At 59.2% G+C, this 26,669-nt stretch carries 17 protein-coding genes; 7 read left to right on the top strand and 10 right to left on the bottom strand.

The window, feature by feature from the left end; genetic code table 11:
• Positions 1–536 precede the first annotated feature (536 nt).
• The 3 genes from CA51_RS01360 to CA51_RS01350 form a co-directional block, all read right to left on the bottom strand.
• Positions 537–1,535 carry a PQQ-dependent sugar dehydrogenase family protein gene (locus CA51_RS01360; RefSeq protein WP_145117344.1) on the bottom strand — a complete coding sequence of 333 codons (999 nt, stop codon included), beginning with the start codon at positions 1,533–1,535 and terminating at the stop codon, positions 537–539.
• An 866-nt stretch (positions 1,536–2,401) separates the two neighbouring features.
• Entirely contained in the window at positions 2,402–4,153 is a 1,752-nt protein-coding gene (locus CA51_RS01355; RefSeq protein ID WP_145117343.1) for a potassium/proton antiporter, read from the bottom strand.
• 142 nt (positions 4,154–4,295) lie between these two features.
• The gene (locus tag CA51_RS01350) at positions 4,296–5,441 is read right to left on the bottom strand and encodes an SGNH/GDSL hydrolase family protein (RefSeq protein ID WP_145117342.1); all 1,146 of its coding nucleotides are present in this window, start codon (positions 5,439–5,441) and stop codon (positions 4,296–4,298) included.
• A 725-nt stretch (positions 5,442–6,166) separates the two neighbouring features.
• Here CA51_RS01350 and CA51_RS01345 point away from each other — a divergent pair.
• Positions 6,167–6,592 carry an endonuclease domain-containing protein gene (locus CA51_RS01345; protein WP_145117341.1) on the top strand — a complete coding sequence of 142 codons (426 nt, stop codon included), beginning with the start codon at positions 6,167–6,169 and terminating at the stop codon, positions 6,590–6,592.
• A 528-nt stretch (positions 6,593–7,120) separates the two neighbouring features.
• Here the strand turns inward: CA51_RS01345 and CA51_RS01340 are convergent.
• The 4 genes from CA51_RS01340 to CA51_RS01325 form a co-directional block, all read right to left on the bottom strand.
• On the bottom strand, positions 7,121–9,826 hold the full coding sequence (locus CA51_RS01340) for a prenyltransferase/squalene oxidase repeat-containing protein (protein ID WP_145117340.1): 2,706 nt from the start codon (positions 9,824–9,826) through the stop codon (positions 7,121–7,123).
• Positions 9,827–9,838: 12 nt separating this feature from the next.
• Positions 9,839–10,264: an ExbD/TolR family protein gene (locus tag CA51_RS01335; protein ID WP_145117339.1), complete on the bottom strand. Its 426-nt coding sequence runs from the start codon at positions 10,262–10,264 to the stop codon at positions 9,839–9,841.
• Between the two features lie 21 nt (positions 10,265–10,285).
• Complete coding sequence (locus tag CA51_RS01330) at positions 10,286–11,227, bottom strand: MotA/TolQ/ExbB proton channel family protein (protein WP_145117338.1); 942 nt, start codon at positions 11,225–11,227, stop codon at positions 10,286–10,288.
• Positions 11,228–11,479: 252 nt separating this feature from the next.
• Complete coding sequence (locus tag CA51_RS01325; protein WP_197451510.1) at positions 11,480–14,782, bottom strand: tetratricopeptide repeat protein; 3,303 nt, start codon at positions 14,780–14,782, stop codon at positions 11,480–11,482.
• A 205-nt stretch (positions 14,783–14,987) separates the two neighbouring features.
• Here CA51_RS01325 and CA51_RS01320 point away from each other — a divergent pair, with 205 nt between their 5' ends.
• Positions 14,988–15,395 carry a hypothetical protein gene (locus CA51_RS01320; protein WP_145117336.1) on the top strand — a complete coding sequence of 136 codons (408 nt, stop codon included), beginning with the start codon at positions 14,988–14,990 and terminating at the stop codon, positions 15,393–15,395.
• Positions 15,396–15,573: 178 nt separating this feature from the next.
• Here the strand turns inward: CA51_RS01320 and CA51_RS01315 are convergent, their stop codons facing one another.
• Positions 15,574–15,987 (bottom strand): hypothetical protein, encoded by a 414-nt coding sequence (locus CA51_RS01315; protein WP_145117335.1) that lies wholly within the window; start codon positions 15,985–15,987, stop codon positions 15,574–15,576.
• A 121-nt stretch (positions 15,988–16,108) separates the two neighbouring features.
• On the bottom strand, positions 16,109–17,062 hold the full coding sequence (locus CA51_RS01310; protein WP_145117334.1) for a DUF1559 domain-containing protein: 954 nt from the start codon (positions 17,060–17,062) through the stop codon (positions 16,109–16,111).
• Between the two features lie 326 nt (positions 17,063–17,388).
• Here CA51_RS01310 and CA51_RS01305 point away from each other — a divergent pair, with 326 nt between their 5' ends.
• Together CA51_RS01305 and CA51_RS01300 are read left to right on the top strand one after the other, a co-directional pair.
• Positions 17,389–18,540 (top strand): XylR family transcriptional regulator, encoded by a 1,152-nt coding sequence (locus tag CA51_RS01305; protein WP_197451509.1) that lies wholly within the window; start codon positions 17,389–17,391, stop codon positions 18,538–18,540.
• 122 nt (positions 18,541–18,662) lie between these two features.
• On the top strand, positions 18,663–19,778 hold the full coding sequence (locus CA51_RS01300; protein WP_145117333.1) for an aldose epimerase family protein: 1,116 nt from the start codon (positions 18,663–18,665) through the stop codon (positions 19,776–19,778).
• A gap of 101 nt (positions 19,779–19,879) precedes the next feature.
• On the opposite strand, the gene mutL is transcribed toward CA51_RS01300, so the two are convergent.
• A complete protein-coding gene (gene mutL / locus CA51_RS01295; RefSeq protein WP_145117332.1) occupies positions 19,880–21,871 on the bottom strand; it encodes a DNA mismatch repair endonuclease MutL in 1,992 nt (663 codons plus the stop codon).
• A gap of 120 nt (positions 21,872–21,991) precedes the next feature.
• Here mutL and ruvX point away from each other — a divergent pair, with 120 nt between their 5' ends.
• From ruvX to CA51_RS01280, 3 genes are all read left to right on the top strand, one after another.
• Positions 21,992–22,507: a Holliday junction resolvase RuvX gene (ruvX, locus tag CA51_RS01290; RefSeq protein WP_145117331.1), complete on the top strand. Its 516-nt coding sequence runs from the start codon at positions 21,992–21,994 to the stop codon at positions 22,505–22,507.
• A gap of 398 nt (positions 22,508–22,905) precedes the next feature.
• Positions 22,906–24,198 (top strand): anti-sigma factor family protein, encoded by a 1,293-nt coding sequence (locus tag CA51_RS01285; protein WP_145117330.1) that lies wholly within the window; start codon positions 22,906–22,908, stop codon positions 24,196–24,198.
• A 225-nt stretch (positions 24,199–24,423) separates the two neighbouring features.
• Entirely contained in the window at positions 24,424–26,559 is a 2,136-nt protein-coding gene (locus CA51_RS01280; protein WP_145117329.1) for a TolC family protein, read from the top strand.
• Positions 26,560–26,669 lie beyond the last annotated feature (110 nt).

Below are 26,669 nucleotides of genomic sequence, written 5' to 3'. Positions count from 1 at the left end.
ATGCATTCTGACAGACCCAACTATGCAACGCAAGTTCGCTGCCGACGCGCAACTTGTCTGAGCCGCGAAGCGGCGGAAGCATTTAGCCGTGGGCATCAGCGCACGGACCGGGAGCGTGCAAAAGCACGCATTAGCCGCGAAGCGGCGGCAGCGTTTGATTGCTGGCGCCGCTTCGCGGCTTCGCGTAACAACATGCCACCGAATCTGCGGGCTCACGCCCGCAGCTATACGCTACCGCCGTTTCACGGCTGTGGATGGAATGCAGGGACAAACGCGCCGGAGACCGACACGATAGCTTCACTCTGTGCCTTGGTGCCTCTGTGAGAGACCTCAAGCGTGGGAACCGGAAGGATTCTCACGGAGGCACGAAGGCACGGAGGTTCAGGCGTCATGGGAATGAGAGTTTAGGACATCAACAATGTCTTCACTCTGTGCCTACGTGCCTCCGTGAGAGACCTCATGCCTGCAATTTGAAAGAGACGGCAAGCGAGACGTTTGGCTCGCTTGCCGGAATTGCTGCAAGAACTTAAAGAGGCTTACTTCAGGCCGCTGATGGCGACGACGCTACCCGCGGCGGCGTCCATCTTTTCGCCAATCTGCGTGACATACAGACGGTTGTCAGGACCGAAGGCACAGGCGACGGGACCGTGCAACTTCACACCGGTCTCGGCGACTTCAGCTTTCCCCTCTGCGCCCAGGTCGACGGTCACGACGCGGCCTTCGTTCACGTTGTTCAGCGCCCAATTGTTTTCGACGACGGCGAACTTGGTCCCATCGATATGAGCCATTCCCATTGGATTGATAACGCCGTCAAGCTTCCACTGTGCAACTGGCTTCTTGGTTGCCAAGTCCCATTGAACGATCAAGCCATCCGCTGCGCCGCCCTTGCCCGAGTACAGGACGTAGAGCGTGTTGTCGGGGCCGACCAAAGTTTGCATCGGCGAATTGGTCGCGATACCGTTCTCGTCAGCCGACAGCAAGGGTTGCATTTTCTTGGTTTGCGGATCAGCTGAAAGGACCCACGACTTTCCGTCAAAGCCTTGTCCAGCAACAAAGATCTGCTTGCCGTCAGCCGTCGCACTCAGGCCGGTCAAATTGCCTTCGCCCTTGTCGGCAGCGTCGTCGCTGGTTGGGCCAACAGGATTGGTTGCCACGCCGGTCGACGCTTTGCCGCCAGCGCTGAACATCAGCAACGTCTCTTCGCCATCCCCTTTGCCCGAATCGCTGACGACTAACGTGTCACCGACCCAAATCGCCGACAGCGGTCCGACGGCGTACCACTTCTTCCCGGTGTCGTCGCTCTTCCAAAACTCGGTATCGAACCCGGTGACGTAGTTGACGGGCTTGCCCTCCTTCAGCATCACGACCAGGCCACGAGAATCGCAAACCGTCAGTTCGCCGTTGGGGCTAAAGCTAACGCTGGAAGGATTCTGCAATCCGCGGAGTACGGTTTCAACCTTCACGTCTTCAGCGAAGGCGGATCCAGGAAGAAGGCAAGAAAACAATCCAAGCGTGATCGCAAGTTGAAATTTCATTTTGTAAATCCGATGGTTCGGGGCTCAGTGGAGTCGATGGAACGTGTTCCCAATCAATGCGTTGATTCAGCAGAACAGTCTAGCCAATAGCAGCTCTTTATGCACTCGCAGGCAACCAGTTGTCTGCGGCTTGTCATCCCACCGGCGGAAGCCGTTTCCGCAACAGTGTTGATCGATCGAACGTTCCATCCTAGGACCTAGCGGAGCGAAATCAAGCGACCACCGCAACGAACAGCCAATCCCTGGTCCCGCCAGCAGCAAGCCTCGGACATCGCCGCCTCCCTGCACCGGAAAGCGTGACCGGGATTCGCGTCGAGCAGCGTCCCAATCATTACTGAAAGTTGGTCTCTCGAGCAGCAGAATGGCAGCAGCAGAATGGCAGAATGATGGGGGCAGAATGATGGGGGCAGGATGATGTGGGCAGGATGATGGGGGCAGGATGATTAAGGGCAGGATGATTACTCGGCAGCGATGGTGAATATCTTCGAGACGTTCGCGTTTCTCTACCGATCGCTAACCTTATCATTCTGCCCCCGATCATTCTGCCAAAAACTCGGGCATTCCCAAGCGATTGCTGTCGCCGCTTCGCGGCTACGCGTAACACCATGCCACGGGATCTGCGGGCTCACGCCCGCAGCTATACGCTACCGCCGCTGCACGGCTGTGGATGGGAAACAAGGAGGGACGTGTTCGGAACAGACACGATCGCTCCCCTCTGTGCCTTCGTGCCTTGGTGAGAGACCTCACGCCAGGTATCGAAGAATCTCACGGAGGCGCTAAGGCACGGAGTTTTTTCCGAGATGGGCAGTTGGGAGCCTTCCCCTTCCGCGCAGGTATGCCGTGTTGTTGCAAACGTTATTGGGAACCTAGCTTTCCGCTTCGACGCCGCTGTTCGGATCGGATTGCGGCAGGATCGTCATGCCGACATATTCGACAGTCCCGCCGGACGATAGCTCGCGGACACGAAACGCGAGCTGTTCGCACCGGACCGTCGCGCCAACTTTGACGTCGGCTGGATCCAGTCGCTTCCGCACCAATTCATCGAGCGTCGCATCGTTGTCGGTGTCGATCGAAAGTCCATAGAACTGCTCGATCTCCCCGACCTTGATCGACCCTCGCAGCGGAAACTCCAACTCCGCCGGGATCGGACTCTCCAACTGTTCGCGATGCGCAAAGATCCTGTCGACCAACGCCCGAACGCGCGGCCGCAAGACGACGATCACATGATCTTCGCTATGCAACACCGAACGCCCTTGCGGTGGAATGATCTGTTCGTCGCGAACCAGCAGCGCGATCACAACTCCCTCGGGCAACGCCAGGTCCTTGATCATCCGCCCCGTCGCCTGACACGACTCGTCGACAAAGTAATCGACGATGTCACCGTCGACGTTGGTCAACGAACTGATTTCGAGAGTGACCGGCGGCGGCAAACGCGTCGGCACTTCCAGCTTCAAGTAGCGCGCGATATGAGGCAGCGTCCAGCCTTGTACCAAGGCCGAGGTCAAGACGACGAAGAAGACGGTGTCGAACATCAACGAGGCACTCGGCAGTCCCGCGAGCATCGGGAAGGTAGCCAGCGTGATCGGAATCGCTCCCTTCAGCCCCACCCAGGACAAGAAGGTCAGCTCTCGAAACGAGAACTTAAACCAAGAGGCACAGAGGAAGACGGCGATCGGGCGGGCGATGAAGATCAACACAAACGAGATCAGCAATGCGGGAACCGCGACTCCAACCAACCGGCTCGGGAACGAAAGGATCCCCAGCGCGGTAAACATTAATATCTGGCAGATCCAGGCGACCGCATCATGAAACAGCAAGATCCCGCGATAGAAGACGGGGCGCCGGTTGCCGATCACGATTCCCGTTAGGTAGACCGCCAAAAATCCGCTGCCACCAAACGCGGCAGCTAGCCCAAACGAAAACAGGGCCAGCGCCGATGCCATCACGGGATACAGCCCGGCGGCTTCGAGTCGCACGTGGCTGAGCAGCCACGCCCCGCCCCAACCGATTCCGATCCCCACGACCGAGCCAAGTACGATCTGGTTCAGAAACAACGTGATCAAGCCGAAGCCAAAAGGGACTTCGCCGCTGAGCACCTGAATCAAACCGATCGTCAAGAAGATCGCCATCGGATCGTTCGACCCGCTCTCCACCTCCAGCGTATTGGCCAGCTTGGGGCGGATGTTAACGCCGCCACCACGGAGCACCGAAAAGACGACCGAAGCATCGGTCGAACCGACGATGCTGCCCAACAGCATCCCCTGCCAGATCGAAATCTCCAAAACCCAAGCGGCCGCCGCGCCGGTGATCAATGCCGTGATAAAGACACCGATGGTCGCCAAGACGCCCGCCGGCTTCCAGGCCGATCGGATCGACGAATAGGGCGTTCGGATGCCGCCGTCGAACAGGATCAGACACAACGCGACCGTTCCGATCCCGTAGGCTAATGAATAGTCCTCGAACTCGATCCCGCCGATCCCCTCGGAACCGGCCAACATGCCGACGATCAAGAAGACAAACAGCACCGGCACACCGGCCCGCGCCGAAAACTTGTTCGACGCGATGCCCAGCAGCAGCAGGATGCCGATGATCAGGATCAGAGTTTCAATGCTCAGCATGATTCGATGGAATCGAGTGGAGGCCGGTGGCAGCTATAGGCAGCTAAAAAGAGATGGACGTGCTGAGAGTATCGCAGACTTTAGCGATATCCGTCCACCGACCCTCGAGGTTCAAAACTCGAGTTCCACCCGGAAGCGGGGACTAGCGTCCCTCACCGAGAGCGCCGCGCAAAATCGGTTCGAACTGCATCGCCTGTCGCATGAACCCGAGGTCGCTAGCGTGCGAACCATCGGTCGCTCCTTCGGAGTCGTCGCCATACAAAGTATCGCCGGTGATGTAATGCAGGCCGGTCACCCCGTCGGCGACCAAGCTAGCGTGAGCTGCTTTTAACGCGGCGTGGTTCTTCGTATGATGTGCTTGCCGGGCTGGCAGAATCCAATCGTTTGTGTTGCGACGATCCTCGACAAGGATGATCGGAGTCGACGGGTGGGCGGCGCGGAGCTGTTTGATCAGCGGAATACATTTGGCCGTGACATCCGCAGGCCCCATGTTCGGCAAGCAATCGATGACAAACGCCGCGGCATCGATTTGCGTCAGGTAATCGCCAACCTCTTTGTCCATGCGGCCGTTGCCGGAGAAGCCCAAGTTGACGACTGGCATATCCATTCGGCGGCCCAAGATCGCCGTATGAACCATGCCGGGGCGACTGGCACACGCGCCGTGGGTGATGCTGGTTCCATAGAAGACGATCGGCTTGGGACGCGGCGCGAGACCTTCGAAGTGGCTGCCCGGCTTCACACCGATGCTCATGAATTCGACGCCGTTGTACAGCGGCAAATAGGCGGCATACTCTCGCATCCCCTCTGCCAAATCGCCGACGATCTTGACCTTCATCTCCTGCGACGATGGCCGCGTGACCTGAACCCATCGCCAGTTACCAGCTTCATCGCGGGCGTAGAGATCGACGCCGCTGACACCGGTCGCAGGCATATGCGCCATGGCCAGGCGGGACTTTTTCAGTTTGTAGTGGACGTGAATCTCGGTCGCATCGGTTTTGAAGCGGACCATCATCCCCGCACTATCGCGACTGAGGCTCCAGACATTAGAAGTCACCTCCCCTTTCGCCGACGCGGGAAAGCGATCGAACCACTGCTCGCGCTTTTGATCGGGAAGAATCCGTCCCTCGACACCCCACTGCGTGACGTCGTACCAGTCGAGTCCATCGACAGTCTTCTTGGCGACCGCCATCTCGGGATCGAGCTGGTCGATCGCAACGTCTTGAGCAAACAAAGCGGATGCGGGCAGAAGGATCCAAGCAGCCAGCAAGCTGCGAAACAACGTTGTCATCATGAAGGTTCTCAAGGCGGGAAGTTAGACAGTAAAGCGACGCGTGGTCTTGGCAGCATTGTAGCCAACGAAGAAATCAATCGCGAGCATTCACCGATTCCCATCCAGCAACTGCACCCGCCCGGCGAAGTTGGGAGTGTCGAAAAACGAGCGTTTAGCGAGTTTTTCGGGGAGGGCCGTCCGCAGGATCGACCGACATCGACTTGTCGCACTCCCCTCCCCGAACCACGCTGCGCGGGTTCGACCCTCCCTGAGGGAGGGTAAAGAAGGGCCAGAGAATCCCGTCCAATCAGCACAACAAAACGATCACACCAACACTCGACACCGCCACTTCAGCAAGGTCACACTGCAATTGATCAAATCGTCACTTTCGCACGCGAGAACACCTACAAATCTTTATTAACTGCACCCGCCCAACGAAGTTGGGAGGGTCGAAAAACGAGCGTCTAGCAAGTTTTTCGGGGAGGGCCGTCCGCAGGATCGACCGACACGGAATCACCAATAACTCCCCTCCCCGAACCGCGCTGCGAGGGTTCGCCCCTCCCTGAGGGAGGGTGAAGTTGGGCAAATGATTCGGACCCATGCAACACCGACAGATAAACCGCTAGATCGACCGACACCGGCGATATAATTCACGTAGTGCTGCAACCGATAGCCTCACGATCAACGACACCCAACCAGCGAATCCGAACGATTGAAGTAGAACCAGCCCGAGAGACGCAATCATGGCGGAACACCAACCAGATGATGATATTTCACGGGCACGAGCGTTACGGCAAACCCAAACAGCCTCCGAGGGCTTGCTATGGAGTGTCCTCCGAGCGAAACAGCTATGCGGGTTAAAGTTTCGGCGACAACATCCGATTCATCCATGGATCGTCGACTTTGCATGCCCTCAGATGATGCTGGTTGTCGAAATCGACGGTGGCTATCACGACAGTGTCTTGAGCGACGACTTGAAACGCCAAAAACACATCGAAAGCCTCGGCTGGCAAGTCCTCCGATTTACTGACAAGCAAGTGGAAGAGGATGCCGAAGCGATCGCTCGTGCGATCACCTATGAATTGGGCCTGCCCTACAAATTTAAACCTCGCAAGGCTATCGGATCAGGAATGAAGAGCGTCAAACGATCAACGGAACGCAAAACTTAACATGCCACAACAATCACTCCCCTCGGGATCATCGTGCAGCATTCAAGTCAACAGCATCAATACACCTGCACCCGCCCAACGAAGTTGGGAGGGTCGAAGAACGAGCGTTTAGCGAGTTTTTCGGGGAGGGCCGTCCGTAGGATCGACCGACATCGACTTGTCGCACTTCCCTCCCCGAACCACGCTGCGCGGGTTCGACCCTCCCTGAGGGAGGGTGAAGAAGGGACAGAGATTCCAATCCAAGCAACACCGACAAACAACCAACACCACAACTAGACACCGGCCCTCCAGCAAGCTCGCACTGAAATTGATCCCATCGTCACTTTCGCACGCGAGAACATCTACAAATCTCTATCAACTGCACCCGCCCAACGAAGTTGGGAGGGTCGAAAAACGAGCGTTTAGCGAGTTTTTCGGGGAGGGCATTCCGCCGGATCGACCGACGCGGGATCACCGAAAACTTCCCTCCCCGAACCACGCTGCGCGGGTTCGACCCTCCCTGAGGGAGGGTGATGCCGCGACCAACAATCAGCGGGCGGTGTCTTCGTAGATCGGCAGGTGTCGGTAATAGATTTCCAACGACAATAGATTCATCGTCGTCAGATACAGCCGTCCGCCGTGCGGAGACCAGCGATCGGGAATCGGCAGCTTGGGATCCCAACTGCCGACGTCGGGGCCATCTTTTTCCTGGCCGAGGATAAGCAACGGATGCAGTTTATTGTTCCACCGCTCCCACGTTTCGCCGCCCATGTGAAACATCACCTGCGTCGCGTAGTACCAGTAATAGGTATCGCGCTGAGGCCGGCGGGGACTGCCGAGCTCGGGGAGATGGGTCAGCAGATAATCGGCGCCAGCTTCCATGTTCGGATTGTCGCGTCGCCAACCGCGATACATCCGAATCAACATCCCGACCGCCGTCATTGTCGGCGTGACTTCGCGACCATGCCGCTGTGCGGGCGTGTCCAGAGCGTACGGGTTATAGCGAAACAGGTACGGCTTGCCCGCGGAATCCTGGCTGAGCGTGACCCATTTGTCGATCCCTTGATACGTCTTCTCGGGAACCTTCAGCCCCGCCAGCTCGCCGCTCTTCAGCGCCATCGTCATCCAACCGGTCACGCTGGTATCGCTGCTAACCTGCGGCTGATACCGCCAACCACCGCGGGTTGGATGTTGGCTGGCAACGATAAAATCGATAGCCCGCTGCGCCGGATCGGTCAGCTCGGGATCTTTGGTCATCCCAAAGGCTTCGCAAACCGCAAGCGCCGCGATGCTGTGACTGTACAGCCAGACGTTAAGGTTCGAAGTTGGATCCTCACTGCGAAACAGGTCGCCGTTTTCGCTTTGATGCTTCGTTAGAAAGCCGATCGCCCGGGCAACGGTATTGGCATACTGATGCTTCAAATGTGTGTAACCGGCTCCCTGAAAGGCCAACACGCAGAGAGCTGTTGCGGCGGTATCGCTACGCAAACTCACATCTTCGCCATGCCCTTGCAGCGACCAACTGCCATCGGGCTTCTGCCGAGCGGCCAGATAAGCCAGCCCCCGTTCGATCGCCTCTTCGGTCTCCGGACCAACCATCCCAGCCGGCGCAGGCGCGGCGCCGCCGGCGGTCCGCATCAAGCGGCGCTGAAACGGTTCGACCGATGCGACGCGCTCGGCGGGCGGCGGCGTCAGGCCGCCCAGCTGCCGCCGTTGAAACCGCTGCTGATTCGGCTGCAACGCGATCATCGGTCGATCGTCGGGGCGGTCCGAGGGAAAGCCCATCCGCGGCGCAAGTTCGCGTCCCAAACCGGCGGGCCCATCGTCGGCCATGATGTTCAGTGGCATCGGCGTCCCGATCGACGCCATCGCGTCGCTGGCCGCTGTCGCCCGGCCAGTCATCGCTCCGCGAGCCGCCAACTGCTGGCCGGGTTCGTCTCCCGACGCAGCATCTCCTTCGCTTCCTCGCGGCTGCGGAACCTCTACCGGTCCGGCACCCGCGGACATCGCCATCGACCGCGCCGTCCCTCGCGATCGGCCGGTCAGCGGGCTGGAACTGTTGGCCATACTCGAAGCGATCGACGGCATCCCTTGCTCACCCGGCGAACGCTGCGCCGCCGCGGCGGGAGATGTCGAAGTTCCGCTGAGACTGCTAGGCAATTCGCTCTGCGCCGTCGAAGGCGCCAACGAGGCGCCGCTGGACATCGACGCGCGACGCGGCGGCCCGCTGCCGCGATCGGACAACTGACGCGTCGACCGTTCCGACTGCCGCGCGACGCTCAAGCTGGGCGCCGCGGGAGCTGACATCGACGGCGTCGTCCGCGAGCTCGCATCGCGGCGAAGCATCGCAGCGGCATCGCTGGGCGCCTGGATTTCCGGAACCGCCTGCTGCGTATTGCGTCGTGCGATCGTGGCGCTGGGATTGGGCGAGGCTTGCATTTCGGGAGCCGATTGCGGCCGCTGAGCCGACGCGCCGGCGGCGCGGCTGCGGGCGATCGTCGCTGCGCTGGCCTGCGGCGATTGCGACGCGGATTGTTGTTGCGGCACATCGGGCGTCTGAATCGATTCGGTTGTCGAACGCATCTCGGGCGTGACCGCAGCGATCTGCCGAGCCAGCTTGGACGGCGCATCGGCCAGCGTCGGCTGCGCTTCGGTCGGCTGATCTCGCGGAACCAAAAACGGCTGCGGCTGATGTTCGACTTGCGGCGGCGTCGGCATCTCCAACCGCTTGGCGACCTCGGCGATTCGCGGCAAGCGTTTCGCTTCGACTGGGGTCACGCGAGCTTCACTTGTCGCATCGACCGGCTTGGCCCAATCGGGCTGCTTGGCGACGGTATCGGGATTCACGCGAAACAGGTTATCGGGCAGCGTCTTGCGGACCGGCGTCTTCTGCGGCTGAGCACCGACGACGGCATCGGGCCAATACCGCGCAAAGATCACGACGTTGATCGCAAGGATCAACAGCACCAGATGGACAAACATGCTGACCAAAAAACCAAACTGCAACGACCGCTGCATGTACCGCGAAACAAAGTTCCGCAGCATCAGGTCGAGCAAAATCATGCCGGCGGGAATCACGATCGCGTAGGTTTTGGCGTTGTACAGCCAACGTGGATCGTCCCACCCCAGGCGACTGGCCGCCATAAACATCAACGAACCACCAAGCGCAACGAGAGCCAAATCCAGCGGCCACATGTGGTCGCTTTCGGGCGGCACTTCGTCCGACGGCAGTTTCGAATGGGGATTCAGAGACATGCTTTCAGTTAACTAATATTCGCCGGGGCCTTCTTGTGTCGTGACGGTGTAATCAGCGACACCGGTGCGGTTGCAAAGATCCATCACCGTGACAACGGATTGAAATTGCACGCGTCGATCGGCGCGGATCACAACCGATTGATGGACCGGATTGCTGGCGACGCCGCGGACCAATTCGGTTTCCAATTCGTCGGCCGTGACGGTGTTCCCGTTGAGCACCAGCGCCCCCTCGGAATCGATGTCGACGACGATCTCTTTCGGCTGTTCGGTCATCGGCGTGGCGCTAGTCGCCGAAGGGAGTTCGATCGGGATCCGCCGATCTTCCTGAGCAAATCGCGATGCCACCAAAAAAAAGATCAGCAACAAGAAGACGACATCGATCAGCGGAGTCAAGCTGAGCGTGCTTGTCGCTTGAGACTTTTTCAGTTGCACGGCCATAACATTTGTACTCGCAGGAGTCTAGCGAACTGGCGCGGCGGAAGTCTTCCCGACGGGACGTTCCGCAGGCGGCGCGACCGGCGGTTTGGCAGAGGTCAGCGGAACCAAGTGGCCATCAAAATCGAGCCGCATCCGGCCAGTGAACCTTTCCAAGCCCGGGGCGACCAAAAAACAGATCTCTTCGATCCGGTGAAACGCCCGGGTCAAAGTCCCTTCAAAATGGTGAGCCAGAATCGCCGCGGGGATCGCCACGATCAAACCGGCCAAGGTGGTGACCAATGCCACGTAGATCCCCTCGGCCAAATATTCGGCTTTGTTTTGACCGGCGGCCAATTGAGTCGTGTCGTGAAACGCGCGGATCATGCCCCAGACCGTCCCCAACAATCCCATCAAGGGCGTGATCGCAGTGGCCAGGTATAACCAACGGATAGGCCCCGCCAACCGATCGGCTTCGCGTTGTGCCGCTTCGGCTGCGGTCCGTTCGATCTCCGCCAGCGGCCGGCCGGTGCGAAGCAGTGCCGACGCGACGACGCGGGCGGTTGGCGAAGGATGCCGGCGACACGCCTGATAAGCAACCTCGGGATCAAACGTATCGATCGGATCGGCCAACATCTCCAGCTTGCGACGCAGCGCCGAGGGGACCATCCGTCCTCTCCGCAGGGCAAACAACCGCTCGGCCCCAAGCGTGACGACCAGCAGCGACATCGCGCCGATCGGGATCATGAAGATGCCACCCTTGGAGATCAACGACAAGACATCGATCCCCGCCGGTTCCACCGCATCGGTCGCCAGGGAATCGCTAGCCGCCGGATCGGGCTGAACCAATTGATTCAGCGCCGCTTCGTCGACGATCTGCGAAGCGTCCTGTGCGGCCAACTGTTGAACGCCCCACAGACCGCAGAAAGCGATCGCGATCGGAAGGATTCCCAACCGAAGCCATTGGGGTGCTGATCGAATTGTCAAATCCACACACGTTCTCCCTAAGAAGTTCGCCCGAGTTAACGACTGGCAAAAGTTCCGATGACTGCAGAACGGAAACCCGCTTGGATAGCTCGCTCCGAAACGGGCCGATGGAGCCGCAGGCGACCATCCAATGTTAATCAGATTCCCGTGCAGCGAACATGCCCTAGGGGATGTTTGGTGCGCCCGAATCGATTTGTCGCTAGCGGCCAAACAGCCGCCCGAGCTTAAAAACTGGCGGCTCCGTGGCGGGCCTTACAGTCGATCCAACACGCCGCTACGTTCGCTTGCCTTGGCGACAAGTTCGTGTTGGGGATGTTTTTCAGCAATGTAATTGTAAAACCCCTGAGCGATTTGGATCGCATTGGTTCGCTTTTCACCGGTGGTGCTCTGGATCAGCAACTCCCCGCAGCGGCCCGCTTCGAACGCGCTCTTGGCTTGCCAGTTTTTGATCTCCGGCGGCGCCTTCTCCCCGCCAAAACCAAACATCACGCGTTGGAACTCGGGGATCGCCTTGGTCAGCTCGCGCTGCGAAAAATGGATCTCGCCCATCATAAAGCGGGCTCGAGCGGCGACCTCATCGCGATAGTTCGCCGCCACCTGACCGTAATACTGCAAGGCCTTCGGATATTGCTTCAGTTGCTGATAACAATATCCCGTTTCATAAAAAACTTGGGGCAGATAGGCGGTCGAGGGAAAGCGATCTCGCATCTGGTCGAACCACTGCAACGCTTCGTCCCATTTCTTCAACTGCTGTGCCGATTGGCCGCCATGCAAAAAGACCAGCTCGCGCAACTGTTGAGCAGCCGGGTCGGAACTGCTGGCCCCTTTCCCCTCGGCCAACACGATCGTACGCGCCTGTTTATAAGCTTCCAAGGCCTGCGCAAACTGCCCCTCTTTAAACATCGATTCGGCGATCATCACCATCGCGTCGACCTTCAGCGGCCCGTCGGGCGCCGCCTTCAATTGCTTTTCGAACGAACGCTTTGCACCGTCGTAATTCTTCATCTGGAAGCCCGACCAACCCAACTTGTAATAGGCCTTTTCCAACAGAGCCGGATCGGTGGTATGTTCGGCGGCTGTCGAGAACGCACCCGCGGCCTGCTTAAAATTGCCCGCATCGAACTGCTGCTGCCCGACGTGATAGCTCGCTTCGGCAGCCAACGTCGTCTTGGGGAATTTGGAAACAAGCTGGCCAAAATGGCGGATCGCTTCAGCCTCGTCTCCCTGGTCGCGCATCGCCCAAGCCAGTTCGTAAAGGACCTTGTCGAGGTCGGGATACTGAGGGACTTCGCCGACCAAACGCTTCAGATAGACCGACGCTTTGGCCGGTTGTTTGTCCCCCACTTCCAACAGCGCCAGTTCGTAGAGCGCGTGCCCCAGTTCCAAACCTTGAGGGCCACGCCGCAGTAGGTCTTCGAAAGCGCTGCGAGCCTGGTCGTCGCGGCCCAGTTTTCGCAAGCAGATACCGCGAGCCAATTGAGCGTCTTTGGCGACCGGATGATCTTTGAATTCCTTCAAGACCTGATCCAGCTGGACCAACGCCTCTTCGTATTTCTCCTTCTTCATCTGGCACCAACCGCTGCCATAAAGGGCGTACGGCTTGAGTGCACCTTGGTTCTCAGCGGCCAAGATCTCGTCGTAATACTTCTTCGCCCCGTCGAAGTCCTCTTTGCCGGACAACAACAACGCCAAGCGATAGCGAGCCTGGAAAGCGGCTCCGGAGGTAGGCGCTTCGGCGATCACCTGCGTCCACGATTTCTGCGCCAGATCGGGCTTGCCGGAGTCCAGCTGAACGCGTCCCAGAGTCACCAGCACGTCGGCCGCTTGATTCCACTGGCTGCTCGTCTGACGACTCTTCTCCAGCATTTTCGACGCATCGTCTTTTTTGTCCAGCTTGTAATAGCTCGACCCGATCATGAACTCCGCTTCGGCTTGCTGTTCGGGAGCCTTCAATTCTCCCATCGCCTTGCTCAAACGATCGACGACCGCCGCATAATCCTCCGCCAGAAACGAAGCGGTTGCACCGCGCAAGATCCACAGCGAACGCGAGGGATGATCTGCGGCGAGCTGCAACAGCCGAGCGTAGGTCTCCGCCGCCTCTTTCGATTTGCCGGTCTGCAGCTGCGACTCCGCCGCCACGTACAACACATCGGGGACCAACGGATCCTTCGAATACTCGGCCATGAACCGATCGGCGAACTTGCCCGCACTGGCGAGATCGCGATTTTGCAGCGCGGTGAAGCCGGCGTTGTAGAGCGCCCGAGCCGCCACGGGCTGGCCCGCCGACTCCTTGGCAATCGCCACGTACAACTCGATCGCTTCCTCGCTGGTCGCTGGCGTTTTGGAGAGCGCATCGGCCAGATCCATCTTCACGCTGGCGGCGAAGAAGCCGTCCAAGCCCTTGGCGATCGCGGCTCGAGAGATCGCGATCACTTCGTCGGTCTTGTTATTTTTCGCTGCGATCGTCGCCAGCCAGTGAGCTGCTTCGGTCGCCGCTACCGCATCGTCCAACTTCAAGACAGCTTGGAACTTCGCCGCCGCTTCGTCGAACTTGCCCGCTCGATAATAGCTCTGCCCGGCAGCGATCAACGCCGCCGATGCAAACTGGCTGTCCGGGTAATTGGTGATCAATTCGTCGTAGGCCTTTGCTGCCGAACCGGGGTCCTGCAATTGCACGGCGCAGAAGGCGAGCCGAAAGAGCGCGTAATCGGACAACCGCGTCTTGGAATCGGCGACCTTCCGAAACAGCGGCGCCGCGGCTTTATATTGTTCCAAGCGAACGTTGATGTCCGCTTGGCGGATCTGGACCTCGTGCAACAGATCCGAATCGGCACACCCGTCGACCAATCCAGCGTAGGCGGCCAACGCTTCCTTCCACAGTTGCTGATCCTCCAAGGCGACTCCCTTGGCGTAGATCGCATCGCAATAGAGCGGCGAGTCCTTGCCCTTGGGCAATCCGATCAACCGCTGGTAATACTTCACCGCGTCGGCTGGTTTGCCCGATGCATACGCGGCTTCGCCACTGTAAAAGAGCGCCTGATCGGCGAACGTCGTCTTGGGAAACTTCTTCAACAACTCATCGAAAACCGCCAGCGCCTCGGCGAACCGCTTCGCTTGATTGGCTTGATCGTTCTGCCCGGCGGCAAACAAACACCAACCGCGGTTGCTGAGCGCTTCTTCGACAAGCTCAAAATCTTTCGCCGCCAACGCCTGCTGGAAGGCCGCCGAAGCCGCCATGTAATCGGGCTCCTCCTTCCGCATCTGGCTGATCCCTAGATAATGAGCCGCTTTGGAAGCCAGCGGATCCTTACCGTGCGTCTTTAAAAACTTCTTCCACTCCGCAATCGCCAGGTCAAACGCGCCGTTGTTCTGGAAGTTGGCCGCGTCGGCGTAAACCGCCAACGCCTCCTCGCTCGATTCCGACGGATCCTGCCCCTGGCAATTCCCGGCGACGCCGCCAACCAGCAGCAGCGCCAACAGCAACTTGCCGACAGAGAACGTCTTGTGTCTTCGAATCGACTGCGACAATTCGATTCGGCTCACACGATTAGGCACGATTAACGCTCCTTGACAAGGAAGAAGGTATTGGTTCATTGAGAAGCTCCCGTTTCTAAGTGTATCGGTGACCGATAACGCCCGAAAGGATCATCGGCAACCGAACGCCGCGACCCGGCGGCCAAAACAGAGCGATCGCCAGCCTAGCCTGAATTCAGCACAACCTGCAAGAACATCCCCCCCGAGAGAAAGTCCAGCCAATCCGATGCCGTCAAGCTCACCCCACACGATCCGGTTGCGAGGTCCCTGGAAATTAACGCCGTTGGAAATCGCCGACGCCCAGCCGATCACAGGCCGGATCGACCAACCGTCGGACCAATTCCTCGCCGACTACCAGGGGCCTATCCTGTACGTTCGTCATTTCAACCGACCGACTGGACTCGGCCCGGCAGAACGCGTCGAGCTAGCAATCATCGCCTGCGTTGGAACCGCGCACGTTTCGCTAAATGAAACCCTGCTAGCAAACCTCACCGCCCAACAGGCCCCCGTTCGGATCGATATCACCGACCAACTGCAGCTGAGTAATCAACTGGCGATCGAGATCACCCCCCCTGCCCTCCCCTCCCCTGCCGAAATCACCGGCGAGGTGCAGTTGGAGATTCACAGCGGATAGCCCACGCCGCCGCCCGAACCTTCGCTGGGCCGATCCACAAACTTGCGAGACACAACGGCAGGCAAAAGTCGGCGTCGGCCAGCGGCTTAATAAAAGATACGCCGCGGCGAGACCGCCCCACATCGCAACACGCCGACACTAAAGATAGAGACAGGTCGAGCGTGGCAGCACAGCCAGCTTACGGCTGCAGATCGAAATCGTGCGTGGTCGCATCAGCCGACACGGTGACACGCAGTTCGGATTGCCGGTTGTATTTAACGGGCAGATACTGCTCGGTCGATTCGGTCAATCCGCGTTGAACCTCTTCTTCGGTCGGATTCTCTTTGACGACCGTCTTATTCGCGGTGATCTGCACCGCTTGTTCTCCGGGAGAAACGGTGGTGGAGTAACTGCCCGCAACGATCTCCGCACCAGTCGTCTGCCCTACACCACTGACCGGCATAAACGTGATCGTCCCCTGCTCCACTGGCTGGCCATCGAAACTCACCTTCCCGGTAACCGGAATCTGATCGCTACGCGTACCGCCGCAACCAACGGCCAACGGAACCGTCAAGATCGCAATCGCCGCAAACAAACGAAGCTCAGAAAACACCACGCACTTCTCCCAACCGATACTTACACCGACAAAACTTCAGAAACCGAACCGCCCTGCGGGCGATCGACCGAACAACGCTGCTCGGCCACTTCAACAACAAAACTCCGCCAACGATCGCCTACAGCGATGCCGGCTCGCCACCCTGGCTGGTCGCGACTTCACGCCAGATGTTCAAATCGATCGTTTCGCCGACAAAGCGAACCGAACCATCGACCAGCGCCGTCATCACGCCGCCGGGATGCAGCGACATCGACGGGAACGTTGCACTCCACCAATTACCACCGGCGTGACATGGGATCGAGCGCGGGCGAAAATCGTCAGCTCCCCAGCACAACCGACCACCATCGACCGACCCCGTCGAATTGGGCGACAGATAAGCGGTAAAGCCGGCACCGGAGGTGTATCGCGTGACGCCATACATCCCTCGCCAACCGGTTTCGTTTGTATTGATCGGAACCTCCGCCATCAGCAACGTAGTCGAGGTTCCATCGGTCACATCACGAAACCGCTTTTCGGTCCCGACCTTAAACGGAGCACCGCCGTTGGAATAGGTCCAAACGCCATCCCAACCATTTGCATGGTCTTGACGGTAATTGGTGTTTCCCATGTTCACGGCGTAACTGCCGCGGCGATGCGACCAGGTAGGACTGCTATTCGATTCTCCCAAAGCCGTCGCCTCCGAAGGACACGACATCACGCTCAGCTCCGTTTCACGATACGCCTGCTGCGCAGCGCTGCCGTTGACGCGGATATTGAAGTCGACGGTCTCGTAGAGCGGCCCCTGTTCGATGAACGGCAGAATCCGAGCGACCCACGAATGCGTGTCGAGGTTGACGCCAAAAAAGTCGTAACCGACCGGAGGCAGCGACTGGTAGGTATCGTGGTAGTTATGCATCGCCAATGCATTGTTCTTAAGATTGTTGGAACATTGCATCCGACGAGCCGCCTCGCGAGCGGCTTGGACCGCCGGCAACAACAGCCCGACCAAAATGCCGATGATCGCGATCACGACCAATAACTCGACCAGCGTGAAGCCCCTTCTCGGGGTGAAAGATTGGTTACTCGATCTCATCTCATCAACTCCGAGAAGAACATGAAGGCAAAACAAACAAATCGCGGCGGACGACCAACAGATAGATGGAGCGCGGCACAACAGCCCAAACGCAAACCAACCGCCAGATGATGGATCCCCGCCAAAGTGGCTGCGGCGATACCCGCAAAACGACCACGCCGGGAATGGGGATGGCGCTGGGAATAAACCTAAAGTGCCATTTTGAGTCTAAGATCGCCCCGCTACGAAATCCATGCGTTACGGCGTCAACGTTCTAAGATATATTGTCAAGATCGCCAACAACCGCCGATCGACAACTCCGCCAACCAAATACCGCCGCAAATGCCATGAAACGCCACGTCGCCCTGATCGTCGAAACGTCCAGCATCTACGGCCGGCAGGTCCTTTCGGGGATCATCCAACACATGCGAATGTTCGACGATTGGTCGGTCTTCCTGGACCAGCATGACCTCACCCAAGAGCCTCCACGCTGGTTAGCCAACTGGGCGGGCGACGGGATCATCTCGCGCACCACCACCCCGGAACTACTGCAGACGGTCCAAGCGACCGGAGTCCCTCTGATCGAACTGACCGACAGGCATCAGTCGCACGGACGGACCTACGTCTGGTCCGACGACGCAGCGATCGGACGCATGGGAGCAGAGCATCTGCTGGAACGTGGCTTCCGCGAGTTTGGATTTTGCGGCTTCACAAATGAGGCTTGGTCGGAGCGTCGGCAGGACGCATTTTCTCAGCGCGTCGAAGCGGCACAGCGCCGCTGCCACCAGTACGAATCGCCCTGGTATGGCCCCGATGCACTTTCCTGGGAAGAGGAACAACAGCGATTGCGAGCCTGGCTACGAACGCTCCCTTCCTCCTGTGGGATCATGGCCTGCAACGATCTGCGCGGACAACAAGTCGTCGACGCCTGCCTACAGGAAGGGCTGTCGGTCCCCGAAGAAGTTGCGATCATCGGCGCCGACAACGACACGCTGCTGTGCCGCGTCTGCAGTCCGCCGATGTCCAGCGTGATCCCTAACGCCGAAGGAGTTGGGTTCCGAGCTGCCGAGCTGCTGACTCAGTTGATGAACGGCGAAGTCCCCCAAAAGACAGAACACCTGATCCAACCGCTTGGCGTGGCGGAGCGGCAATCGACCGATGTCGTCGCCATCGACGATCCCGACATCGCCGCCGCCCTCCGCTACATCCGAGAGAACGCCTGCCGCGGGATCAACGTCGTCGACGTGACCGATAACGTCGCGATCTCCCGCAGCTCGCTGGAACGCAAGCTGCGCCAATACCTGAGCCGAACGCCGCAACAAGAGATCCGCCACGTTCAAATCAAACGGGTCTGCGAACTGCTGACCAGCACCGAACTGCCAGCCGAACAGATCGCAACCTTATGCGGATTCGATAACCCCGAATATATGTATGTCGTCTTCCGCCGGATCGTCGGGATGACGCCGGGCAAGTTCCGCAGCAAAGCTAAGTCGGGGTGAGCACCCTTCCGGCTGACAAAATATCGCACCCCGGCGACGCCCCATCGCGTTGCTTCGCGCGGCGACACGGCTAGGATAGGAAGGTCTTGCGCCCAACATCCCTCCCCTATTGCCGAGAAACCATGAAAACCAGCCCCTTAAAATCGCTGCTGCTGATCGCTGCCGTCACGTTGCTCCTGGCACCCCCAGCCGCCGCCGTCGAGGTCGACGACTTCGATTCGATCCAACTTTACACGCTCAAAAATCGGTCGGGGATGACCGTCAGCGTGACCAATTACGGTGCGATCATCACGTCGATCGTCGTTCCCGATCGCAACGGCAAGATGGCCGATGTCGCACTGGGCTACGACCGCGTCGAAGATTACATCAACGCCGTCGATCGCCCCTACTTCGGCGCGATCGTCGGCCGCTACGGCAACCGCATCGCCAATGGCAAGTTCACGCTCGACGGTAAAACCTATTCGCTGGCGACCAACAACAACCCGAACCATCTGCACGGCGGTAACATCGGATTCGACAAAGTCGTCTGGGATGCAAAACCGATCGAAGGACAAAACGCGATCCAGTTGTCGTACCTAGCGCGCGACAAAGAGGAGGGTTATCCGGGCAACCTGCAGATTCGCGTCACCTACACACTGACCGATGACAACGCGATCCTCGTCGATTACCACGCGACGACCGACCAAGCGACTCCCGTCAACCTAACCCAACACACCTACTTCAACCTCAAAGGGGAAGGCGAGGGGACGATCCTCGATCACGAATTAATGTTGAATGCCGATCGCTACACCCCAGTCGACGCAACCGCGATCCCAACGGGAGAACTGCCCGCGGTCGCTGGCACACCGATGGACTTCACGCAGCCCAAACCGATCGGCCGCGACATCGACCAGGAGAATCAGCAACTCGAGTTCGGCCGCGGCTTTGACCACAACTGGGTCTTGAACAAACCGGACGACAACAAAGCGATGACGCTCGCCGCTCGCGTCTATGAACCGACCAGCGGCCGCGTGATGGAAGTCCACACGACCGAACCGGGGATTCAGTTTTACTGCGGCAACTTTCTGGACGGCCGCCTGATCGGCAAGGCGGGCAAACCCTACGTCCATCGCGGCGGATTCTGCTTGGAAACGCAGCACTATCCCGACAGCCCCAACCAGCCCAATTTCCCATCGACGATCCTGCGGCCCGGAAAAACCTATCAAACGCAGACCAGCTATCGGTTCAGCACGCGATAGACGGGCTCGAGTGAGATGCCTGGCGTCGGGGACAGGCTTCAAAAAAAAGCTCCGTGCGGAAGGCCCCGCACAGCCACGACCTGACCCAGCAAAACGATCAGTTACTTGTGGCCGGTCGGGTTTACTTTGCGAGCTCCCATGCGGCCGAACATGCGGTCGAGTTCCTCGCGGCTGAAGAAGAGCGCGGTCGGGCGACCGTGCGGACAGTGGTGCGTGTCCTGATACATGTCCCGCTGTTCCAACAGGCTGGTGATCTCTTCAGACGTCAAGCGATCGCCCGCTTTGATCGCAGCTTTACAAGCGATCGTGTGCAGCAGATGGTCCAACAGATCGCGGACCTCGGGATCTTTGCCAGCACAAATCAGCGACTCCAACGCCTGCCGCAACATATCCTCGGGTCGCAGCTTCGCCAGCATCGCGGGATAAGCGGAAACGACGACGGTGTCGCCGCCGAAGGGTTCGATCTCGATTCCGACTTGAGCCAACAGCTCCTTGGCTTCCAGAGCCGCTGCGGCTTCCGACGGCGTCAACGAAACCGGCTCGGGAACCAACAACTTCTGCGTCTCCAGACTGCCATTCAAGACCTTCTCGCGAACGCGTTCGTAGAGGATCCGTTCGTGCAACGCATGCTGATCGACGACGACCATTCCGGTCTCGTCCTGCGTGACCAGATAGCGATTGTGAACTTGGTAGCCGAGATGACTGTGCGGCTTCGACGGATGCAGCCCATCGACTCGCGTCGCTCCATCACCTTGATCGTGCTGCGCCGCGTCGCCATCACCGCCGACCTCCGCCCCCGGCAACCGCGGGCTGGGCTCAAACGGAGTTCCAAACGAATCGCCGTCGCGATCGCCAGCCGGCGACACGGCACGAGCGCCGCCAGGGAAGGGTTGGAAATCGGGCAACTCTCCCGGCAGCGAACGGATCGACGGGCGAATGTTTGGCAGGTCGCGATCGGCAGCCGAATCGCTCGACCGCGCCCACTGGATCACGTCCTGACGCTGGCGCTGCTCCAGATCGTTGGGTGATTCGACAGCCTCGGCTTTCGGTTCAGCCGCCTCGGGCGCGTTGCTGGAGATCGAATTGCCAACGCGCGCGGTCAGATCGCTTGTCAAAAATTTGTGCCGCAGCGTCTGCAACAACTGGCTGTAGATCCGGCCGCTCTCGGTGAACCGAACCTCCAATTTCGTTGGATGAACGTTGACGTCGACGAGGTCCGAAGGCATGTCCAAATTGATGAAGCAGATCGGAAACCGGCCGACCATCAACAGCCCGCGGTAGGCTTCGCCCAAAGCATGCTGCAACGCACGGTCGCGAATGTGGCGACCGTTGAGGAACAGATACTGCATCCGATTGTTGCCTCGACTGACGCTGGGGTCGCAGACAAAACCTGTCAGCTTCACCTCGCCATTGTCGCCCGAGATGGGGATCAAACCGCTGGCGATCTCGTCGCCAAAAAAGGCTCGGATGCGTTCTCGAATCTGTTCGGTCGCGGGGAGATCGTGGACGACGCGGTTGCCGTTTTGCAAGACCATGTGGACCTGCGGATTGGCCAGCGCGATCCGCGTAAACGCCTCGACGATATGACTGGTCTCGGTCTGCGGCGTCCGCATGAACTTGCGTCGCACCGGCGTATTAAAGAACAGATTGCGGACCTCCATCACGGTCCCGACCGGGCAACCGCAAGGAGCCGGCGGATCGATCACGCCACCATGGATCAACATCTCGCTGCCGCCAGCCGCATCGGGCGTTCGGCTGCGGATAATCATCTGGCTGACCGAAGCGATCGACGCCAACGCCTCGCCGCGAAACCCAAGGGTGCCGACGTGGAACAGCGAATCCTCGTCGGGCAGCTTGCTGGTCGCGTGGCTAGTGACCGCCAGAGTCATCTGTTCCTCAGCGATCCCGCAGCCGTTGTCGCTGATCCGAATCAGATCGGCTCCCCCCGCTTCCAAGTGGACTTCGATCCGCGTCGATCCTGCATCGATGCTGTTTTCCAACAGCTCTTTGACGACCGAAGCAGGCCGCTCGATGACTTCTCCAGCGGCGATTTTATTGACGAGATTGGGCGGCAGTTGGCGGATCGTAGGCATCCTGGAATCTTACCGCGCCCCCGATATTCCACAATTGGAGACGCCAGCCTGCGATAGCCCCACGGCGGAGAATCGAGTATTAAGAGTCGTGATGATTCCACTTATTCAGATTGAGGAAAGATGAGCGACGAGAGCCCACAACCGGCCCCCTTCCCCAGCCAGGGGCGAATCGCCGCGGTCGACTACGGCACCGTCCGGATCGGCGTTGCGGTCTGCGACCCCGATCGGATCATCGCCAGCCCGCTGACCGTCGTTCCTCAAGGAGCCGCCGAGCAGCGAGGAAAAGCATTCTGCCAACTGGCCGCCGAAGAGCGGATCGCGGGATGGATCGTCGGATTCCCGATCCATCTGAGCGGCACCGAGAGCAAGAAATCGATCGAGGCCCGCAAGTTTGCGAAGTGGTTGCAGCAAACCACCGACCTGCCGGTGCGGCTGTTTGATGAACGCTTTTCCACTGCCGCCGCCGACCAACGGCTGGCACCTTCCAAACTGACCAACAAGGGGCGGAAGAAGCGGATCGATGCCGTCGCCGCTCAAGTCCTGTTAGAATCGTTCATCGAATCAGCTCGCCACCGCAGCGACTTGCCCGGCCTGGCGCTCGACGAAAAGGCGATCGGCGACGCGATCGAAGACTAAAAATAGTATAGGTCCAGCCGACAGGCCAAGATTTTATCGATTTTTCACCTGCCAACAAACGCCGCACGGCTCCGAATCGCGGCCGCCAGATCTCCGCAACGCAAGCGGCAAGAAAGCCATAACCTCACTGAGGACAATCACTTACAGCAAACCCAAGGGCGGTTTAATCGCGAATTCGTTTAACTTAGGTGGTTTGAGAAGGAACTTTTGTCTCCCCACTTGCATCCCAAAAAATGGGACGCGAACTCGCATCGGTCGACGCCGTCCCACCGATCATCCGCTAGCACCCCCGCTGCGACAACCAGCGAAGGGGAACTTTCGCCCAACGTCCAGGCGACAGCTGAGCGGATGACGCCTTGAATTTCCTTGCCCCGAATGACGTCGGGATTTGAAGTGCCATGAACAACGAAGCCCGTGAAGAACTGCTCAGCGCTTATCTGGACAATGGTCTCAGCGCGGATGAACAGGCACACGTCGAACAACTGCTGCAACACGATGCTTCGGTTCGTCAACAACTCGAAGCGCTACGGAAATTGCAGGCCGACGTCCGCGCTTCGATGCCATCGGACGCCCGCCTGGGAACCGACTTCTCCGACCGCGTCTGGACTGCGGTACTGGCTCAAGCCGACGCCGAAGGTCTGCCCGACACGCACCCCATCCGCCTGGCTCAAGCTCGCGAAGGACGGGGAAATTTCAAGCGTCACCAACGCGCATGGCTCGGCGGACTCGCAGCCCTCGCGGCCAGCTTAACGCTGATGGTCGCTTGGAACTCGAGCAATCCCGACGTCCAACCGGGCTCGCCCCAGGCCGCCGGTGGGCTCGCCGCCGTCGCGACGCCCGGCACACCCGACTCCAGCGACGCGGTCGAACCGTCGCCGATCGAAACCACCGCTCCAGCAGCCCAACCGGCTGTCGAAGCGATCGCATCGAACGACGCCGCGACAACTCCAGCAGCTCCTGCCCCAGCGGTCACGCCACCGGAAGCCGCTGAAACAACAGCACAACCTGACAAAACAACCGCACCAGAAGAACGGATCGCGATGGCTCCCGCGGCGACCGCTCGACCAGCCGCAGCGCCGGGCGAGCTTGTTTCGCCTTCAGCCCAACCGACCAACAAACTGGAGTTTGCGGTACTGCTAGAAGTGGAGCTGACGCAGCGTGGCCGCGACCTCAACGAACTGGAGTACGCGTTGGAGACTGCGGGAATCAGCAACGTCCAACCACAACCGATGAGCCGCGACCATGTCGGGCAACTGGTGCAAGGAAAGATGATCGGCACGGTCAACCTCGACGCGCCGCAAGCTGTCGAGGGCGATACACAACTGTTGCTGCTGCAAGGTTCAGCGAAACGCTTGGACCGCTTCATGCTGTCGCTGTTCAATCACCAAAGTGTGATCAAAAGCGTCGGCTTCCAGATGGTGATGGAACCGAATCTATTGACGACGATCAGCGAACTCTCGTCGGTCGACCCATCGGCGATCCGCCACGCCGACGACAAAGCGTTGGCACATCACCTGACCTTTGGATCGGCGGGTGGCCAAGCTCAGATGTTCCCGCGAGCGGCACAATCGTCATTCTTTGCCCTGACCGAAGAGTCGGCAAAGCAGATGAAATGGACTCCGGAAACACCCAGCGACGAAGGTCCCGACTTCCAGACTCAGATGCTGGTATTGGTTCGCTGCCCGCGATAATCGCGCCACCCCAAAAGGGCGATGCCGTCAAGGTTTACCTGAACCGAGGCTTCGCGCCCTAGTTTGCCGGTTAGCTAGAGTTCTCTGCAAATTGGCATGCTAACTTCTCTGCCCAATGCTCTAGATCGTCCGGTTCCACGGTCGATAGGTCTGATGACGTCTGCGTTATTCCAATCGTATTTATGGGATGACGGACTTCTTGGACTCTAGCAGAAGCATTGACTCATGGCTCGACTCAAAACACGCACGCAGAAATTTCTCGCGGCGGCGCTCATGGCGGCAAGCGGTTGTGCGCTGCCCGGGTGCATCGCCAACTGGAAACTACCCCCAGGGCCGCGCGATACGACCAAGTCGTATTACGACACGGTGGCGACCAGGATCGAGTATCCCGATGTCAAAACGCTAAGCAACGAAGCGAGCGCGGCAGCCAATTCGACGGCGCAACCGCTGACTCTCGAAGATCCCTCTCAACTGCCCTCCTGGGAACTGACCCTGGAACAAGCGGTCCAGATGGCGATCGGCCAAGGGCCCGTCCTGCGGACCCTGGGCGTCAGCGTCGTCGACGCACCCAATGCGACATCGACGATCTACGACCCGGCGCTTGTCGAAGCGAATCCGCTGGGCGGTGTCGAAGCGGCGCTGTCGGACTTCGACGCGCAATTCGCCGGCCAACTGTTCTGGCAAAAGAACGACCAACCGCAGAACGTCGACCCCACCGGTGCGGTCGCCTTCTTCCGCCCCTTGGCGTTCCAACAAACACTGGCTAACTACAACACCGAGCTGAGCAAGACGACCGCCACAGGTGCGACCTTCACCGCTCGACACAACGTCATCTACGACCGACCCAACTCGCCCGGACGTTTCTTCTCCAGCGACTTTGCGGGCTTCTTCGAAGGTGAATACCGACAACCGTTGATGCAGGGACGCGGAACGGAATTCAACCGCATCGCCGGCCCCAACAGCCAGATCGGCGTATACAACGGCGTCTTGATCGCACGGGTCAACAACGACATCAGCCTGACCGACTTTGAAGCCGCGGTCATCCAGACGGCTTACGATGTCGAACAAGCCTACTGGGATCTGTACTTTGCCTACCGCAACCTCGAAGCTCAACTGCGTGGTCGCGAAGCAGCTCTGCAAACGTTCCAGTACCAAGAACTTCGCCTGAACGTCGGTGCTGGCCGGAGCGACGAAGAAGCTCAAGCCCGATCGCAATACTACCAATTCCAAGTTCAAGTCGAAAACGGATTGGCTGGCGAGGCCGGCCTCTACAAGCTGGAACAAAGCCTGCGATACATGCTCGGTTTGCCAGCCGCCGATGGACGGTTGATCAAACCAGCGACCGACCCTCACGACGCCCGCGTGGTCTTCGATTGGAACACGATCCTCAACGAGGGCCTGGAGCGACGCGTCGAGATCCGTCGCCAGAAATGGAACATCAAAAAGCGTGAACTCGAACTGACCGCAGCTCGACTGAACAAGAAGCCGCGACTCGACTTCCTCGGTCAGTACCGCTGGCGTGGTCTGGGCGATCACCTGATCGGCGACGACGACACCTACCTGGACAGCATGTACGGCGAGATCGCTGGTGGTGATTTCCAAGAATGGCAAGCTGGCCTCGAACTGGCCTTCCCGGTCGGACTTCGCAGAGCTGCCGTGGCGATCTCCCACGCCCAGTTGAACCTGTCGCGAGAACGAGCGTTGATGAACGAGACCGAGCTACGCATCAGCCACGACTTGGCCGATGCGTCGCGAGACGTGCAACGCCAATACCAGCTGCTGAAAACCAACTTCAACCGCTGGGTCGCCGATCGCCGCCAATTGGAAGTCCTACGTGAACGCTACCGCCGCGGTGCTGATAACATCAACTTCCTGTTGCAGGCTCAACGCCAAGTGATCAGCAGCGAAAGCGACTACTACGCAACCCTGGTCTCCTACAACCTGGCGATGCGTGACCTGCACCGCCAAAAGGGAACGCTGCTTGCTTACAACCACATTCACATGTCCGAAGGTGGCTGGCACTCGCCGGCGTACCGCGAAGCGTGTGAACAGGGCCGCTTCTTCCGACCTTGCCCACATCCCGATGCCATCGAAGCACCATGCCCGGTATCGCGTGGACCGTTTGACCCAAGTGCCCCTGGCGTCTCGTCGATGCCGGTCACGGAAGCTGCTCCAGCGATGGCCCCCGAGGCGCCAACGCCAGTGATCAGCACTCCGCCGGACATGCCAACGCTCGATTCGCCGTCGAACGCCCAAGCGTCGATCGCTCCGATCCCCGCGACGCTGCCGCAAGCGATACGCTCGCCAACGCGACTGCCGAACCCCGGATCGCAGAACATGATCCAGCAGGTCAGCTACTAACAAGCGGTTAGACTGACGCCCGCAAAAACGCTCGGCGGAAGTGGTATCAAAACGCCACTTCCGCCGATCCGTTGGTGAGCGAGCGAGAAAGCTGCCAGAAGAGCTTTCCA

Source organism: Rosistilla oblonga, assembly GCF_007751715.1.
In the GTDB taxonomy this organism is placed as follows: Bacteria; Planctomycetota; Planctomycetia; order Pirellulales; family Pirellulaceae; genus Rosistilla; species Rosistilla oblonga.
This window is presented reverse-complemented; position numbering and strand designations above follow the sequence as displayed.